Source organism: Acetobacter sp. KSO5, from assembly GCF_044094635.1.
Lineage (GTDB): Bacteria > Pseudomonadota > Alphaproteobacteria > Acetobacterales > Acetobacteraceae > Acetobacter > Acetobacter cerevisiae.
This window is the reverse complement of sequence record NZ_CP172014.1, coordinates 1,016,504-1,034,250: the sequence shown is the minus strand read 5'-3', so window position 1 is coordinate 1,034,250 and position 17,747 is coordinate 1,016,504. Positions and strand designations below refer to the sequence as shown.

Annotated in this window: 15 protein-coding genes; 6 read left to right on the top strand and 9 right to left on the bottom strand. The window is 57.2% G+C overall.

What is annotated here, in order from left to right:
• Positions 1-243: 243 nt before the first annotated feature.
• On the top strand, positions 244-690 hold the full coding sequence (locus ACHQGU_RS04740; protein ID WP_043552036.1) for a DNA polymerase III subunit chi: 447 nt from the start codon (positions 244-246) through the stop codon (positions 688-690).
• Positions 691-702: 12 nt separating this feature from the next.
• Here ACHQGU_RS04740 and ACHQGU_RS04735 read toward each other — a convergent pair whose 3' ends face one another.
• On the bottom strand, positions 703-2,796 hold the full coding sequence (locus ACHQGU_RS04735; RefSeq protein WP_395496032.1) for a TonB-dependent receptor: 2,094 nt from the start codon (positions 2,794-2,796) through the stop codon (positions 703-705).
• Between the two features lie 88 nt (positions 2,797-2,884).
• Between ACHQGU_RS04735 and ACHQGU_RS04730 the strand changes: the two genes are divergently transcribed.
• The 3 genes from ACHQGU_RS04730 (at position 2,885) to ACHQGU_RS04720 (ending at position 5,518) form a co-directional block, all read left to right on the top strand.
• Entirely contained in the window at positions 2,885-3,772 is an 888-nt protein-coding gene (locus ACHQGU_RS04730) for a helix-turn-helix domain-containing protein (protein ID WP_395496031.1), read from the top strand.
• A gap of 84 nt (positions 3,773-3,856) precedes the next feature.
• Positions 3,857-5,098, top strand: a complete 1,242-nt coding sequence (locus ACHQGU_RS04725) for an MFS transporter (protein WP_395496380.1) — start codon at positions 3,857-3,859, stop codon at positions 5,096-5,098.
• 45 nt (positions 5,099-5,143) lie between these two features.
• The gene (locus tag ACHQGU_RS04720) at positions 5,144-5,518 is read left to right on the top strand and encodes a cupin domain-containing protein (RefSeq protein ID WP_395496030.1); all 375 of its coding nucleotides are present in this window, start codon (positions 5,144-5,146) and stop codon (positions 5,516-5,518) included.
• Positions 5,519-5,626: 108 nt separating this feature from the next.
• Here ACHQGU_RS04720 and ACHQGU_RS04715 read toward each other — a convergent pair whose 3' ends face one another.
• From ACHQGU_RS04715 to ACHQGU_RS04690, 6 genes are all read right to left on the bottom strand, one after another.
• Entirely contained in the window at positions 5,627-7,396 is a 1,770-nt protein-coding gene (locus tag ACHQGU_RS04715; protein WP_395496029.1) for a M28 family metallopeptidase, read from the bottom strand.
• Positions 7,397-7,546: 150 nt separating this feature from the next.
• On the bottom strand, positions 7,547-7,669 hold the full coding sequence (locus ACHQGU_RS04710; RefSeq protein ID WP_156470055.1) for a DUF2474 family protein: 123 nt from the start codon (positions 7,667-7,669) through the stop codon (positions 7,547-7,549).
• An 11-nt stretch (positions 7,670-7,680) separates the two neighbouring features.
• Complete coding sequence (gene cydB, locus ACHQGU_RS04705; protein WP_062140901.1) at positions 7,681-8,706, bottom strand: cytochrome d ubiquinol oxidase subunit II; 1,026 nt, start codon at positions 8,704-8,706, stop codon at positions 7,681-7,683.
• An 8-nt stretch (positions 8,707-8,714) separates the two neighbouring features.
• Entirely contained in the window at positions 8,715-10,148 is a 1,434-nt protein-coding gene (locus ACHQGU_RS04700) for a cytochrome ubiquinol oxidase subunit I (protein WP_062270981.1), read from the bottom strand.
• 313 nt (positions 10,149-10,461) lie between these two features.
• On the bottom strand, positions 10,462-11,421 hold the full coding sequence (locus ACHQGU_RS04695) for a cytochrome-c peroxidase (RefSeq protein WP_395496028.1): 960 nt from the start codon (positions 11,419-11,421) through the stop codon (positions 10,462-10,464).
• Positions 11,418-12,032 (bottom strand): hypothetical protein, encoded by a 615-nt coding sequence (locus ACHQGU_RS04690; RefSeq protein ID WP_395496027.1) that lies wholly within the window; start codon positions 12,030-12,032, stop codon positions 11,418-11,420. Before ACHQGU_RS04690 ends, ACHQGU_RS04695 begins: the two co-directional genes overlap by 4 nt.
• A gap of 64 nt (positions 12,033-12,096) precedes the next feature.
• Between ACHQGU_RS04690 and ACHQGU_RS04685 the strand changes: the two genes are divergently transcribed.
• Positions 12,097-14,307 carry a TonB-dependent receptor plug domain-containing protein gene (locus ACHQGU_RS04685; protein WP_395496026.1) on the top strand — a complete coding sequence of 737 codons (2,211 nt, stop codon included), beginning with the start codon at positions 12,097-12,099 and terminating at the stop codon, positions 14,305-14,307.
• Between the two features lie 109 nt (positions 14,308-14,416).
• Positions 14,417-15,838, top strand: coding sequence for a DUF2252 domain-containing protein (locus ACHQGU_RS04680; RefSeq protein WP_395496025.1), 1,422 nt, complete (start codon positions 14,417-14,419; stop codon positions 15,836-15,838).
• 243 nt (positions 15,839-16,081) lie between these two features.
• Here ACHQGU_RS04680 and ACHQGU_RS04675 read toward each other — a convergent pair whose 3' ends face one another.
• Positions 16,082-16,321: a hypothetical protein gene (locus ACHQGU_RS04675; protein ID WP_395496024.1), complete on the bottom strand. Its 240-nt coding sequence runs from the start codon at positions 16,319-16,321 to the stop codon at positions 16,082-16,084.
• A gap of 53 nt (positions 16,322-16,374) precedes the next feature.
• Positions 16,375-17,397, bottom strand: a complete 1,023-nt coding sequence (locus ACHQGU_RS04670) for a DUF2806 domain-containing protein (protein WP_395496023.1) — start codon at positions 17,395-17,397, stop codon at positions 16,375-16,377.
• Between the last annotated feature and the right edge of the window lie 350 nt (positions 17,398-17,747).

Sequence of the window (17,747 nt, the reverse complement as noted above, 5' to 3'; positions counted from 1 at the left end):
AAACTGAGGTTGCCTTAGCCCCCTGAGCGCATCCGGTCTTACCTGACCAGACCGCACAGAACACCTGACCATGCATCGGGTCAGGCAGCATTCTCTGTTATGTGCTGATAGTCCAGCCAGCGCGGGAGCATCACAATCGTTCCCCTGCGGGAAGCCCACATGCCTGCAACACATACCGGGCCTCTGCATGCCTGCCGAAAGCTGATAGACTAGCCCCATGCCAGATTACAGGACCCGCCCCGCATGACGCAGATCGGCTTTTATCACCTTACCCGCACCAGTGTGGCTGAGGCGCTGCCGCAACTGCTCTCCCGCACGCTGGCCAGTGGGCAGAAGGCCGCCGTATGGTGTGCCAGCAAACCACAACTGGATGCGCTGGATAAAGCCCTGTGGAAAGTCTCGGACCCGGCCTGGCTCCCGCATGGCAGCGAGGGCATTCTCTGCCCGGACCTGCAACCCATCTGGCTGACGCTCGGTGAGGATGTGCCCAACGCCGCCCCGTTCCTGTTTCTGCTGGAAAACCGCACCTGCCCGGATAACCCGCCTTTTGAGCGCGTGTTTGACCTCTTCGACGGGCATGATGAAGCCGCCGTAGCCGCCGCCCGGGAACGCTGGACCGCCATGAAAGCCGCCGGGCATGACCTCGCCTATTGGCGGCAGGAAGACCGGGGCTGGAAGCGCGCGCGTTAAGAGCCTCTCAGCTTAATACGTCACCCCAACCCGCAGCCCCAGCAGGCGCGGGTTTGCCGCCACCGCCTGCCCTACAGCCAGACCGCGGGTCAGATAACGGGCATCAGCCAGATTGCGGCCATAGACAGCAATATTCCACCACCGCCACTTCTTTTCTATCTGGGCATCCACCAGCACATACGGGTCATTGACCAGTGTGCTGCTGGGATACAGGTTTGTGCGCCCGCGCCGCACCACATTGACGTTAACAGACCAGCCATCCCCCGGCGTCCATGTGCCGCTAAAGCCAAAACTGCTTTTGGGGGTGCCATTTAACTGCTGGCCGCTAAAGTTCTGCCCTGCAAAAAGAAAACGGTCATACGCCGCATAGGTCAGCCCCAGAAAGCCACTGAGCGTCAGGCTCCGAATGGGTTTAAACGTGGCGTTCAGTTCCATACCTCGTGTGTGCGCTTTAGCTGCCGTCGCCACAACGGATTCACCATTCGCATTGGTCGTAACCACCTGAAGATTGGAAATGAGGTTTGAATATCCGATAACCTCAGCAGACCATTTATCCTTACGGTCATGCAGGCGGTAACCAATTTCCAGATTATTCCCGTAGCTGGCATCAAACGGTGTCTGGGCTGTCGCCGCCATGACCGCATGCGGACTAAAGCCCGGCGGCATATAGGCCCGCGTATAGCTGATCCAGCCATACTGCATCAGCGCGCTGTCTGTTTGCGGATGATATTCCAGCTTCAGCCCCGGCAGGGGCACCGTACGGGACGCAGTCTGTTTAGGGAGCGTTTGCAGAATGGTGTAGTCCTCCGGCACAGAGGCTGTCTGCAACCCGCTCCACTGGGACATGGACCACTGGTTATGCTCCACCCGGAAAGAGGGCACCAGCCGCCATGAGGGTGAAAAACGCCAGCCCAGCTCAGCAAATCCCGCCACATTGGCATTGTTCAGCACGGCGGTGGTGTTGCTCAGATAATAGGGGGACATATCAAAAAGATACGGCGTACTCCGCATCATCTCCTGACCGAAAATACCGCCCCGCCAGTCCAGCGTGCCAGAAGAACCGGACACCGTGATGGTTCCGCCAGCCTGCCGCGTCGGCATCGTAAAACCCGTGCGGGCTGAAAAAACGCTTTCCGGAATTTCTGATTTCCATTGGGTCGCATTGCCGCCCAGAGCAACATCCACAATCATTTTATGGCTGAACACACGATGATACTGGGCAGACCCGGCCCAGTAGTCATTATCATTCACGCCGCGCTCTGTGTTGACAGACACATGCCGCAAAGCCAGCGCAGGAGGCGCAAAATAATCATTCCCGCCATGATTGAGCACATGGTGCAAAGACACCCGCCATTCACCTCCGGCGGAATCCTTATGCAGCAGCTTCAACCTTCCAAACCAGCTATGCCAGCCTGCGGTATCCTTTCGGTCCAGAAAGCGGTTGGAAATATATCCATCAGCCACTTCCCCACCGACCGTGAAACGGAGCGCCGTATTTGGCCCCAGAGGAATATCGTTGCTCATCACGGCGCGACGGCGGTTGCCTGTGCCATATTCAAAATCGAGAGACCCGCCCAACCTGTTTCCCGGATCACGGGATGTGGCAGACACCATGCCACCAAAAACATTCGGGCCTTTTGTCAATTCCGGCCCCTGCGTGACATCCATATGGTCCAGATCAAAAATCTGCCCCAGCGCCATGCTCATCATGGGAATACCGTCCAGCATAAACGGCACGTAGAGACTGCTTGTCTCTTCTTCAGGCCCACCCAGACCACGCATCATAATCACCGGGTTGGCCTGCGTGGTGGAGGTAAAAGAGACGTTGGGCAACCGTTCCGCCACATCCCCCAGCGTGTCCAGATGGCGCTCTTTCAAAACCGTTCCGGAAAGGCGGGACAGGCTGGATGAGACGACAAAGGACGCATTCCGGCTGCGCACCACAATCTCTTCTGCTTTTTTGCGGCAGGACGCGGTCTGCCCGGACACCGGCTGGTCAGGGCACAAGGTTGCCGCCCACCCTGCGGTGGTGGGGACGTAATCCAGCACAGGCACAACAAGCAGCGCGTATTTTATGGCTGAGAAAGAGGAATGTGTTTTACTCATACCGACATGATAATGTCTCGCAATTGCACCGCCACTCAGATTGGTCTAATCACTCCAATCAGACACACAGCAAGGGATTTTTCTGGAGATGCATCACGTCAGATCCAGTGCCATACACCGGCAACAGCCAGAGCATCTGGCGGGCCAGTCCCTTCTGCATCCTTTATACAGCAAGCTTTATAACGGGCTGAGTGCTGGCTTCTTCTCCTCTGCCCTGCCCGCTACCCTGCAGGGGGAGATGGATGACTGCCCGGCGGTCCTGCGCTGTTCCATTATTCTGTCCGGCACGTGTGAAATCATTTTTGGGGGCAAAACGCATCAGTTCCATGCGCGGGATGTCGCCACAGCTTATCTGCCCGCAACCCGCTTCCAGATTGCGACCAGTGCAGATTTCTCCTGCCTTGAGGTCCATATTACCCCCGAATTGCTTCAGGACATGCACACGCCGCTTCCATGGGGTGCGGCAGACCTTTCTCCCCAAACACCATTTTTCAGCAGTCTCAAGGCCAATACATCCGTGCACAAGGCGGCCACCGGACTGTGCCAGAGTTTACGGAAAAACCAGACCAACGGGCCTTTAAGCTGTGCCGCAGCCCTGACTATTCTTGGCCAGTCCTTTGAACAGATTGAGGCTGCACCGCAAGGCTCGCCCCTCTCACGTCATGAAAAAGCCTGCCTGCATCAGGCGCGTTCTTTCCTGCTGTCCCGCATGGATAAAGCCCCCACCATTATTGAACTGGCGCGCTATAGCGGCCTGAACGCCACACGGCTGAAAATGGGGTTCCGCATTCTCTTTGGGTGCGGCCCTTACAGCCTGTTTCAGGCCCACCGCATGGAACACGCCAAAACGCTTTTAAAAACCCATTCCGTGACAGAAACCGCCATGGAACTTGGCTACAGTAATATGAGCCACTTCAGTGCTGCCTTTAAACGGCAGATTGGCAAGGCGCCTCATCTCTACCGTAAGGAAGGCTAAGCCCTTCATCCTGAGCCGTGTCTGATCGGGGCAGTGGGCTGATTCGGGTGGCCCCGCACAACGGGGGGCCTATCCTTGCTCTTTATGGAAAAGAGCCGTTTTTTCTCCCCCTTCTCCGCTCTGCCGCTGGTCTGGAAGCGGGTCATCACGCTGGGGCTGATGTATGCCGGGCAGGGCATTCCCGCAGGGCTGGCCTTTAATGCCTATGCCACTATTTTGCGGGAAAGCAGTGTTTCTCTTCACACCATCGGCTGGAGCGGCCTGACGTTTCTGCCCTGGGCTTTGAAATTTCTCTGGGCTGGCCTGACAGACAATGCCGGAAAACGCCGCGGGTACGGGGTGCTTATTCTGCAAACACAGCTCCTCGCTATTCTGACCTGTCTTGTGCTGGCGTTTTTCCCGCCTGATTACAGTTTTGCGCTCTCACTGGGCGGCATCATCCTGCTCAATACCGTGTTTGCAACACAGGACATTCTCACGAACGCAGCCGCAGTCTCCCATCTGCAAGGCCGAAATGCCGGGTTGGCCAATGGCATTCAGGTTGTTGCCTTTCTGCTCGGCATGCTCGCGGGTGGGGGCGGAAGCCTGTTGGTTTACGCGCAGGTTGGCTGGGGTGGCATGCTCTGCGCCATGGCGGCGGCTCTTTTCCTGCTCTGCCTTATCCTTTTGCCACTCCGGAAATATGTGGAGCCAGATGCCAGCCGGATTGCCCGCCCTTCCCGCCTGAAGGATTTCTTCCGCCAAAAAGGCTTTGGATGGGCGCTTACCAGTTCTCTGGCGTTTAAATTTGCTGGCGGAGCGCTCTTAGCCCTCCTCCAACCGTTCCTGATTGACCAGCATATTGCCGTTGAAACCATCGGCACGCTGCAAATTTCAAATCTTCTGTGCGGCGCGCTCGGCGGGGCCATACTGGGCACAATCGCAGTCAAAAAAGCGGGCAGTTGCAAGGCTGTTACCCTTCTGGGCATCCCCTCTGCGCTTCTGCTGGGTGCTTTGTGGATTTTACAGGCAACGCACACTCTGTCCGCCCCGGCTCTCTATCTTACTCTTGGCACAGAGAACTTTTTTGATGGCGGATTTTACGTCGCGCTCTGGTCCTTATTGATGAACTGGTCCTCCGCAGATCGTCCCGGTCTGGACTACAGTTTTCTACAATGTGGGGAGAGCGTCGCCAATGTTCTGGCGGCCTCAGCCATTATGCCGCTGGCAGCCAGCGCAGGCTATTCTCTGGCGTTTCTGATGGTCTGGCTCTGCGGGCTTGTGTTGCTTGTCCCGCTTATTCTCGCAGCCCGTCGTCTGGCCCCACTCTCTTGCGACCGCACCTGACCCACTCAGCCTCTTCCTGCAATCCTATGACAGAAAGACAGTCCAATGTTTCACTATAATCTTGAACAGGTTGCCACCACGCTTTCCGTTCTGCACCTCAATCAGCAGACAGATGACTTCGCAGCAAAAAGCATGACAACGCTGTTTGCGTTCGGCCAGCACAATATCGGCATGGTCCGGTTTGAAGGCTCGACCCCGTGGGAAGAACACCCGCATGACGAATTTCTGCTTGTTGTGGAAGGCCAGACAACGGTCGTTCTGAAAAAGGACGGCGAGGAACTCACCCTTGTTGGTAAAAAAGGCGACGTTCTCTTTGTGCCCGGCAGCTCATGGCACCGGCAGGACACACAGGGACCAGTGGCTCTGCTGTATATTACCGACAAGTCCGGCACGCAGCACACGGCCAAAACGCCTGCCTGATGACGTTGCAGGAAGCTGCCGAAAAACACGATAGCTTCCTTGCGTTGTAGGGCAGGACCACCACTGGCAGACGGCCCGGAACGACAGTCTGCCAGGTTTTAAATCGCCTTACTGCCCACCCCGCACAGCAGCACTCTTCGCCCGCGTTGCGGCAAATTCTGAACCCGGCTTCCACTGCGGCCAGTTCTGCGAAAATGCCAGATTGCGCCCAACAGTATACAGCAGCGCCACATCTTCCGCTGCCCCGCGCACATCCCAGTCCGGGCTCCATGCGTCACAGGCCTGATGGTAGCAGACCATATAATCCTGCAACCATTTCCGCCCGGCTTCCACACCGCCTTTCAGCAGATCGGGGTAGCCCGCCATATCCATAAGAGCCGCCACCGGCACACCGGCGCGGGCAAACGGCAGATGGTCGGCACGGTAAAAGGCCCCACGCTCCGGCATGGCTTCCGGCAGCATGACACGACCCTGTTTTTCCGCCGCCGCAGCCACGTCATCCTGCACGGTGTCCTGCCCTGCCCCCACCATAAAGACGTTGTGGGACGGACCCGCCATCTGCAACACATCCATAGTGAAATTCGCCGCCGTTTTTTCCAGCGGAGCCATAGGATGCGCGGCATACCATGCCGAGCCGAGCAGCCCGCGTTCCTCAGCAGTCCATGAGGCAAACATCACCGTACGCTCCGGCTGCGGACCGGCCTTGAACGCACGGGCAATTTCCAGAACACCAGCCACGCCGGAGCCATCATCAATCGCGCCGTGGCGGATCACCTCATGGCCCTGCGCATCCTTGCTCATGCCAAACGCATCCCAGTGTGCGCCAAACATCACGGTTTCATCCGGGTGTTTGCGGCCGGTCAGCTTGCCCAGCACGTTCTGGCTTTCCAGATGCGAGACCTCAACCGGCGCATCGAGTGAGAAGCGGGCCTTTGGCAGCGTAACCGGCTTGAAAGACGCCTGCCGCGCCTGCACCCGCAGCGCGGGCAGATCCAGCCCGGCCTGCGCAAAAACCTTTGTGGCGGCAGGGGTGGAAATCCAGCCCTGCATCAGCACCGGCTGGTTCTCACCGCTCTGGGCAATGTCAAAGGACTCACCACCCGGTGCAATCACTGTGGACCACTCATAAGCCGCCCCCGCCGTGTCATGCACAATCAGCGCACCAATCGCACCACGTCGTGCGGCTTCCTCATATTTGTAGGTCCAGCGGCCATAATAGGTCATGGCGCGGCCACCAAATTTTCCGGCCACGGCCTCATCCGGTTTGGCGTCAAAATCGGGGTCGTTAATCAGGAAGACGGCAATCTTGCCTTTCAGATCCACGCCTTTGAAATCATCCCACCCGCGCTCCGGTGCATGCACGCCATACCCGACGAACACCATCGGTGCATTCTGAATTTTCAGACGATCCACGCCACGTGCCGTGGTGAAATAGACGTCTTTCGTCTGCTCCAGCGGCAGGGTGTTTTTGGCATAGGCCACCTGCAGAAGATCAGGCTTCCCCACGCGGGTGTGCTGCAACGGCACGCGCTGCGTCCAGCCACCATTCTCGCCCGCCGGTTCCAGACCAATCTGCTTATACTGCTCAATCAGCCAGGCCACGGTGCGCGCCTCCCCCGGAGAACCGGGAGCGCGGCCTTCAAACGCATCAGACCCCAGCACCTTCATGGCCTCTGACATCCGCTGAGGGCTGATCGGCGCATAAACAGAGGGTGAAACATCAGCGGCCTGCGCTACGCTGGAAAGCCCCTGCGGCCCACCCAGCCCCGCTGCAAGAGCGGCAAAAGAGACTGCACAGACCAGCAGGCCCTGCCGCAAACTGCGCAGCCCTCCGTCTTGTGGCGTGCTGCACCGGCCTGTTGTCTGTGTTGTGCGCATTGTGTGTGTCCTGCCTCGGAGAAAGGGAATGGTGTCGCAACAATAGTCAGGACAGTTTTCACAAAGCAACAGGGCAGCCCAAAACAGACAGGGCGCGTCCGCTGGAAAAAGCGAACGCGCCCTGCTGAAGAGGCAAAAATCGGCCTCAGATCACGGATGGATCAGGAGCCGCAGCGCCCCGGCCACAACGCCAAGCGCGGCAACACCGCCTGCCCACAACCCTACAAACCAGAGCAGCCGGAGCCACAGGGGGCGTTCTGCTGTGTGCTGCATGGTCATCTCCCTCAATGGTAGCTCTCGCTATGCTCGTTCACCGTGCCACGGAACACATGGTAGGCAAACGCCGTGTAGGACAGGATTAGCGGGATCAGCACCGCAGCCCCCACCAGCAGAAACGCCTGACTGGATGGCGGAGCCGATGCATCCCAGATGGTCATGCCCGGCGGCACGATATACGGCCAGATGGAAATCCCCAGTCCGGAGAAGGACAGGAAAAACCAGCCCAGCGCACAGAAGAACGGGATGCGACGAGACACCTTGCGACGCAGCGCCATGAACATAACCACCGCCAGAGCAATCACCGCGACCGGCACCGGAGCGACAAAGAGAATACGGGGCCAGTCCGTCCAGTTTTGCATGTATGTTGCGTGCAGCGCCGGGGTCCATAGCGAGACACCGGCAATCATCACCAGCATGGCGATGGAGAGAATGCCGGACCACTTGCGCATGGTGTCCTGCAACGTGTTTTCCGTCCGCCAGACCAGCCATGTCGCGCCCAGCAGCGTGTAGCCACAAGCCACAGCCAGACCGCAGAACAGCGGGAACGGAGCCAGCCAGTCAAACCCACTGCCGACAAAGGCATTGTTTTCAACATGAATGCCAGACACCAGCGTGCCGAGAATAACGCCCTGCATGACGGACGCCACAAGAGAGCCGCCACAGAACCCGACATCCCACAAATCCCGCATCCGCTGCGTGTGCATGCGGGAGCGGAATTCAAACGCCACCCCACGCATGATCAGCGCAAACAGCATGATCAGGATGGGCAGATACAACGCAGGCAGGATGGTGGCGTAAGCGTTGGGGAACACGCCATACAGCGCAGCCCCGCCGAAAATCATCCATGTCTCGTTGCCGTCCCATACGGGGGCGATGGTTTGCACCATCACGTTCCGATAGGTCTTGTCCGGCTCGGCAAGAAAGAGAATACCAAGCCCAAGGTCAAATCCATCCAGCACGATGTAGATGAAAATGGCCATGGCCGCGAGAACCGCCCAGACAATGGGGAGCCAATAGGCCGCACCGGTCATATCCATGATCAGCTATCCTTCCCTGTTTCGCCTGCGGCGGCTGTGTTGGAAACGGCAGCCTGCATGGAGGCGGCACGCTGCGGATCATGCGCATCCGGTCCGACTTCACCCACATGCGGTTCCTGCGCAAAGCCACGCAGAAGAATGCTGATGCCCGACGCAAAAACGATGAAATACACAATAACGAAAACAATCAGCGTGGAGGCAATGCTCCCCCCCGCCACCGGCGAGGCACTGTCTGCCGTGCGCAGCAGGCCGTAGACGGTGAAGGGCTGCCGCCCGACTTCCGTCGTCACCCAACCGCACAGCATGGCAATAAACCCGGCAGGTGCCATAACCAGCGCAAACCGCTGCAACAGCACATCCGAACACAGGCGTTTGCGCCAGCGCAGCCAGAGCGAATACACGCCCAGCACCGCCATCAGCATCCCCAGCGCCACCATGATGCGGAACGTGAAGAACACCACGTAAGATGGCGCACGCTGGTCCCTGGGGTAATCCTTCAGGCCCGGCACTTTGCCATCAAGGCTGTGCGTCAGAATAAGGGAGCCCATCAGGGGGATTTCCACTTTATACCGCGTGGTTTCATGCTCCATGTCCGGAATACCAAACAGCAGTTCCGGCGCGCGGCTCTGGCTGTCCCAGTCCCCCTCCATGGCGGCAATCTTGGCTGGCTGATATTTCAGCGTATTGAGACCCTGCGTATCACCCGCCAGAATTTGCAGCGGAGCGACAATGGCCGCCATCCACATGGCCATGGAGAACATGACCTTCACGGCTTCCGTCGGGGCATGCCCTGCCCGTCTGGCCCGCAGCAGATGCCATGCGCCGACGCCCCCGACCACAAACGCCACGCACAGGAAGGCAGCCAGCGCCATATGCACAAGGCGGAACGGGAAGGAGGGGTTGAAGACAATGGCCCACCAGTCTGCCGGAATAAAACGGCCTGTTCCGGGCTCAATGGCGTAACCTTGCGGGGTTTGCATCCATGAGTTGGAAGAGAGGATCCAGCTCATGGAAATCAACGTGCCGAGTGAGACCACGCAGGTGGCAAAAAAGTGCAGCTTCCGGCCAACCTTGTTCATGCCAAACAGCATGATGCCGAGGAAACCTGCCTCCAGAAAGAAGGCGGTCATCACTTCATAACCAAGCAATGGCCCGAGGATAGGCCCGACTTTTTGCGAAAACTGCGCCCAGTTGGTGCCAAATTCGTATGACATGACCAGCCCGGAGACCACGCCCATGCCAAAAACGATAGAAAACGCCCGCAGCCAGTAGCGGAACAGGTCCAGATAAACCTGCCGGCCGGTTTTAAGCCACAGGCCTTCCAATACCGCTAAAAACGCGGCTAGCCCGATAGAAAAAGCGGGAAAAACAATATGAAATCCGACAGTGAATGCAAATTGCAATCGTGCCAGAAATAAGGGATCCAGTGCGCCCACGAGGCCCGTACTCCATTCTCAGAACGTACGCGCCTTCAAAACCTGGTCTCGACGACACGAACGCGGTTCTAGTGCGAAACATTTCCGATGCATGCGCCTGAAATGTCGTCGCGTTCTGCCCGGGTGTGGCATTAGCACACCCCACGCGACAAAGCGTTTGTCGTCATGACATCATAAACAGGCTTTATGTTGAACACCTGGCCGCCAGGAAAGTTGCATGTTCGCGCAAGAAAACCCTGCGCAGAGCTGCCCTGTTCTTTCCAAAAGGCAGGGCGTAGCAGGCTTGGCGGGCGCGTATGGTGCGGAGCGTGCCCTAGAGGGGGCAGCCTTCCGGCGGCAGGGAAAATGCCGGATTATGCAGAAAGCTCGGGTCTGTCAGCGTCTGAAGGAAGGCCTCCAGCGCTTTTTCCTCCTCCCGAGATAAGGCCGGACTGTGCGTATGCGCGTGCAGGGCTACGCTTAGCGTGGGGGCTGAGCCATCATGCAGATAGGGCGCAGTCACCCCGACATTGCGCAACGATGGCGTTCTGACCCGTGCCGGATGGGCCGCGTTGATGCTGTGAAAAGACTGATCGGTCAACAAAGGACCACTATGGCAGGACGCACAATGCGCCTGCCCGAAAAATAATGCCGCACCGCGCTGCGCATCACCCGGCAAACGGGCCTGTTTCTTCTCCGCCTGATCCCACACACTGTTTTGCGAGATCAGTGTGCGCTCAAACGCTGCCAGAGCTTCCGGCACGGTCCGGGCATCAATGCGTCCGTTTTCATTTTTGAAAGCCCGCGCAAAAAGCTTCTGATAACAGGCATCACCAGATACGCGATGCAGCAACGTCGCCCAGTCCGGCATACCCATTTCCACCGGGCCATGCCCGAAGACCGGCGTGGCAACCTGCTGTTCCAGCGTGGTGATGTGCTGGTCCAGCCATGTCAGCGTTTTCAACGCGCCGACATTCCCCAGTGAGGGCACATTGCGCACCCCGGCGTCATCCGTAATGCCCGCATGCGTTGGCATTCCGTCCGCAAAGGCGTGGCGCTGCTCATGGCAGGAGGCGCAGGCCATACTGCCATCGCCCGAGAGATCGGCATCATAAAACAACCGTCGCCCAAGCTGGATACGCGCCTCGTCCTCTGACAAGAGTGCCGCATTGGGGGTCGAGACCTCCGGCACGGTCGCAGCCTGCGCGTCCCGAGCGGCTCCCCCTGCACTCCAGAAAACTGACGCCAGACACACACCCGCCAGAAGACGCACGACAGAACCGGCTGACCTCATGGGGTCGGGATCACCATCAGCGTCATATCCGGCTTGCCGCTACCGCTGACTTCAATCACTGCGCGTCCGGCAACCAGCGGGAAATCCACCATTTTGCCAATGCCGCTACAGGCAGGCCCACGATTATGGCCGGAGGAGACAATGGTTTTGCCATCCTGCACCACATCCAGCCAGGCCCGGCTGCCCAGCATGACCCGATAAGTGCCCGCAGCAGGCACATCAAACGCAAACATGCCGCCGGAACTCACCTTGCCACCCGGCTGCTCGGGCCGCACGGCATAATGCATGTCGGCTGTGGAACGGAGCTGCGCGGCCACGGCCTTGCCAGCTGTCAGTTTGACGCCGTCCAGCTCGCCTGCCGTTGCGGCGGCTGTCACAGACGTTGGCCTCGTCCAGCCCCTCAGCGCATCTGGCAAAGGCGCGGCCTCTTTCGGGCAATTCTGCATGCCGTGGCCGCCATGACCGGCATGCTCATTTTGGCTCTGCGCCGCCTGCTGAGCCTGTGCGGACGCCCCCGGAAAACCCAACACGGTACCTGCGCCCACAAACCCCAGTGACAAAATTATCACAACCTTTAACGCAAACTGTTTCCCAATTGCCATACGCTTCATGCTCCATCTATATACGGTCGAATATTATATATGCAGAAATATTGATAAAGGACCCTTACCCTAAATGAAAGCCTTCCTCCCGGCGACCACGCGCACCCTTTCTGCCGTGACACTGGCCTGCCTGCTCTCCACCGTTGCAAGCGCGGCCTTTGCCGAAACCTCTCCACTGAGTGCGACGCCGAACCTGCATCAGGTTAAAAAGAAGGCTTCCAAACCCACACCCTCCGCTCCGCCAGCATTATCGCAAACGCGGGCTGACAGCGCCTATGATGCACTGACGACCGGCACGCCCATCTATAAGAGCGTGGTGGCGGACCGCTCCAATTCTGACATTTACGGCCCCGGTGAAATTACGGTCTACGGCACCCCGCACCGGAATGCGCTGGTCGGCAATTCCACCCTTTCTGCCGATGCCATTTATACGCTGAATAAAAACACGCTGGATGAAGCCGCCAACCTGATCCCCGGTGTGAACGCGGCCAACACCGGCGGCACGCGGAATGAGCGCACCATTCTGGTCCGTGGGTTTAACCGCTTTCAGGTCCCGCTAATGGTGGACGGCATCCGCATTTATCTGCCTGCGGATAACCGGCTGGATTACGGGCGTTTTCTGACGCCGGATATTGCGGAAATTCAGGTCGCCAAAGGCTATGCCTCCGTGCTGGACGGCCCGGACGCCATGGGCGGCATGGTCAACCTTGTGACCAGAAAACCCCACAAGGAGCTGGAAGGCGAACTGCGCGGCGGCTCCATGCTGGGGCATGACGGCGGCTATTCAGGCTACAACGTGTTCGGGCTGATCGGCACCAAGCATGAAAAATGGTACGCGCAGGCCAACTTTGCCATCAATAACGTGGACCATACGGACCTTTCTTCCAATTATGACCCCACGCCCTCACAGGGCAAAGGCAAACGCCTGCTGACAGATTCTGAAGACTGGCGCGTAAACTTTAAGGTCGGCTATACGCCAAACGCCACAGACGAATACACCATTAACTACACCCGCCAGAGCGGTGAAAAACGCGCCCCCTTCAGCGTGACGGACTCTGTTAGCGCGCAGAAGGACTGGACATGGCCCGCGTGGGATCTGGACAGCCTCTCCCTCACCTCCCGCACCAAACTGGGTGACCGGCTGACCCTGCGCTCCCGCCTGTATCGCAATACTTTCTATAATCTTCTCAGAAGTTTCGATAACGCTGACCTGAATACCCAGACAAAAGCCAAAGCCTTCAACAGCTATTATAATGACACAGCCTGGGGCGGGAACGTCCGCCTGGATGCCGAACTGTCCCGGCAGGATACGCTGGGCATTGCGTTCTATGGTCGTCGGGATGAACATTCCGAAAATGAGCAGGTTTTTCCCAGCGGGGCTTATCAGCCCACCGTCAGCTCCGTTGAGGAAAGCTACAGCATTGCGGGCGAAAACGTGTTCCGCTTTCTGCCCAACCTCGATCTGACAACCGGCGTCAGTTATGACTGGCGCGTGCTGGACAAGGCGCAGGGCTATTCCGGCGGGATTATCCATTATCCCACCCGCAACCGTGGCGCGCCCAACGGGCAGGCCCGCCTGAGCTGGCGGCCGGATAAAGTGTCTGAACTGCATATCAGCGTGTCAGACCGTGTGCGTTTCCCCACGTTGTTTGAGCGCTTCAGCACCCGCTTTGGCGGCGCGGTTTCCAACCCCGGCCTGCGTCCGGAGCGCGCCCAGAACTATGAGCTGGGTGGGTCTCATACCTTTGGAAAGATCGAGGTCTCCGGCGCTCTTTTCTATTCCCACCTGACAGACCTGATTGCCTCCTTCCCTGTGCAGTATAACGGCACCACCGTCTCCCAGAGCCGGAACATCAACAGCGGGAACTATGCCGGGGCGGAAATTTCTCTGGCTATTCCGGTGCGGAAAGATCTGCTGATTGGCGGCAACTATACCTATACGCATCAGGATGTGAGCGCGCCGGGGTCCTCCCCACGTTACCGGCCTACGGATGTGCCGTCTCACAAGGCGTTTGCCTATGTGGAATGGTCGCCCATCAAAAAACTGCGCTTTGTGCCGAACGTGGCGATTTCTTCCAACCGCTGGACCATGAACTCCATGGGCACAACCTACTTCCGCACCGGGCATAACGTGAGCATCTCCGCCCGTGTGGATTACCAGATTACCCCCAACGTGCAGATTGGCGCGAATGCCTCCAACCTGCTGGACCAGAATTACCAGATGGTGGGCGGCTACCCGGAACAGGGGCGCAACTTTTACGTCAATCTGAAAATCTCCGGTTAAGCCGCGCAGCCCTGTGTAACGCCGCGCTTGCAGTGAACGCGGCGCATAGCTGACCGGCTAGGGCGTTCACATGTTGGCACGGCCTTCGGGCTGTGCCTAAATTTGTCTTATGACATCTGCCCCCACGGTCCAGCCCGCCCGCCTCCGCCCCCGCGCCCTTCGCCATGCTGAGGGCGTGAAGCTCCGCAAGAGCGCGCCCCGCACCAAACAGGCAGACTGGCAGCCCCCTAAAAACAGGAAGGACCCGGTTTCCATCCTTATGGAACAGGGCACACACCGCATCACCGCTCTGTTGCCGGTGCGGTATGCACGCATGGCGGCCTCTCCCTTCGCCTTTCTGCGTGGGGCGGCTGCGGTGATGGCGTCCGATCTGGCCGGAACGCTCTCTGCTGGCCCCAAAGTGCAGAGCTGTGGCGACTGCCATCTGGCCAATTTTGGCAGCTATGCCTCGCCAGAAGGCATCCCTGTTTTTGATATCAATGATTTTGATGAAACACTCTCCGCCCCCTTTGAATGGGACGTGAAGCGTTTAGGCACTTCTCTGGTGCTGGCCGGACGTGAAGGCGGCCTGTCCGAAAATGCCTCCCGCGCGCTGGCCCGCACCATGGCCCAGACGTATGCGCAGGAAATGGCGAAACTGGCCCCGCTGAACCCGCTGGCGATCTGGGCTGAACGGATTGACCTTTCCGCCGCCATTGCCGGTTTTCAGGACAAGCAGGCCCGCAAAAAGGTTCAAAGCCTGCTGGATGCGCGACTGGAAAGTGCGCGCAGCCACTTCGGCCTTGTGGCGGAGGATTGCGGCACCCCGCGCCTGACGGAAAAGCCGCCGCTGGTGGTGCGCCTGCCGGAACAGGATGACACGATCCGCGCCGCCTTTGCCCGCTACCTCGCCACACAGCCGCCGGAACGCGCCATTCTGCTCTCCCGCTACACATTGCAGGATGTGATTTTTAAAGTTGTGGGCGTGGGCAGCGTGGGCACCTTCTGTGCCATTGGTTTGTTTGCCACGGCGGATAATGAGGTTCTGCTGCTCCAGATCAAGGAAGCGCAGACCTCTGTTCTGGCCCCGTATCTGGCCCCCTCCCCGTTCCGCAATCAGGGTGAACGGGTGGTGACGGGGCAGCGGATTATGCAGACGGCATCTGACGCTTTTCTAGGCTGGACGCATAGTGGCGGCACGGATGAAGTGGACGGTGAGACCGGCACCCAGCCCATTGGCCAGCGCCAGTTTTACGTTCGCCGCCTGAAAGACCAGCGACTGGCCGCCATTGGCACGGAATTTGCCCAGATTGGCCTACCAGACTATGCCCTGCTGTGTGGCCGCACACTGGCCCGCGCCCACGCCCGCTCTGGCGACGTTGCCACCCTTTCCGGCTACCTCGGCGCAGGCCGCGCCTTTGCCGACGCCATCGCCACCTTCTCCACCGCCTACGCCGACCAGACCAAAGCCGACTGGAAAGCGTTCTGTGCCGCAATTAAGGCTGGGCGGATTTCTGCGCAGCTTCCGCCGGCGGTGAAGAAAAAACCTTAAGCTTTCTGAACCTGTTCGATTGCGGTTGCAGAGTTCTGTCTGCAACCGCGGCAGTATATATCAATTATGAGTAAGACAATTGTTTTTTCAAATTGGACTGATATGGAGAGGGGGGAAGTAGAAGGTCGGCTTCACAGAACGGACGCTTAGAAGCGGACATCTCCGCCAATACCAGCGCAGTTTACTCCTGCCATAAACAACAGTTAGACGATCTACAGCGTTACCCCCTCGTTAAGTAATCGCTTAATGACCATTAGTAAAAACCCTCCACGTTAACGCCGGTTCGGCCCGCAGAAGCGTATCAGGGCAACCCATAATAATGCCCCGCATGATCGGTTGATTACCCCAAACTACCACAAATGGCGCCACCTGATCGAGAACTTCTTCTGCAAGCTCAAAAAATTCAAACGCATCGCTATGCGGGCCGACAAAACCGATGCAAGTTTCAGCACCATGATCCATCTCGCCGCAGCAATCGCTCACTCACGATAAATCCCCCCAAGCCTTAGCTGTCAGGTTGTGATGCGATTTGGTGGTTATTTCCTATCCCAAGAGGATATTGGATTCATCTCGTAGTTTAAGTTGTTTCCGTTTTTGTGCGTTATTTTATGGATGGAGTACCTTGAGATAGAAATATTTTCTTTCAGTACATCTTCCAACTTAGCCATTTTATCAGGGTTGTTTTGTGGTTTATCAATGATTTTTATAAGATCTGCACCCGTATCAGTAAGGAATATTGCGCCTATTCTTAAGTTTTCTATTTTATTTTCGTTTGTTTTTATTAATACAATAAAATATTCATCTACTATTTGTGCTGTAGAAGCGGACTTTTCTTTAAATACCACTGCAAGAGGGGAGCTAATGCCATTAATCAGTCCCGCATTTTCTAGTCGTAAGAGATCTGAGAAGTGTTCAGATTTATATTCCTTTGGAAAATAAATCGCATTCCCTATGGCAAATGACGAGATTTCAACAAAACTCGCCGCAGTTTTCTGATCAATCTCAGACAAAAGTCGTAAGGTGGGTAAAGAAAAGCGGCCGGGGTGTCTCACTTCGCCGGAGAGAATACGGCCCCAAAGCTGTCGAGTGCGTTCTGAAGTGGCTTTCTCTGCATATGATGAGAAGAAGTTGAGCCAGTCCTCATCCAAAGCCTCATTTGTGCTGGAATTATCTGTATGTTTTTCTCCAATATCTTTGAGGGCTTCTTCGGCCACAGCATCTTTGTTTTCCTGTTTACGGTAAGCATCGCCCATCATTTCGATGGTAGCGCGCTCCAACAGCACGGGGTCGGCAGATATCGTTTTGGCTACATCGGGCACAAGAAGATCAAGAACTTTTCTCTGAGCTTCTGATTTATTGCCTTCTCTCTTGATGTCATCATCGACATCTGCGTTTTCCTTTTTGTCTTCTTGATCCCATTTGCGGGTAAGCCTACCTGTTAAGCGGTCAAAGCCTTGTCCACACCTACTTTTCACTCCCTCTGGTATCATGTGCCAGATTACCGGAAGTGTCCCTCCGCTAGCCGCGCTTATTATAATATTACCAAGATTGGATTCCATGTCTAACTCTCTGGGAAAACAGTGTTTTCAAGCGGAGAGCGAAGTTCTAACTGGGACGCTACTCCGAGATTGAAGATAAGTTTACTCGACTGATGAACCCTAGCCAAGTTTGCAGATGCGATGATAACCCGAGACCCTATGTTACATGGCGTGTTTCAGGTTTTTGGGGGATTGTAGCTGGGGTTATCGCGCGTTAACCGACTCTTCGGGAGGGTAGCCGATGAAGTATAATCAGAAAAACTTCAGAAATCGTATCGCGAACTTTGTTGGCATGCCATATCGCCGAAGCATACGGGATCGAACCCGGTCACTGGGTGCTCGTGCGTCCGGACACTTATATCGCCGGAATA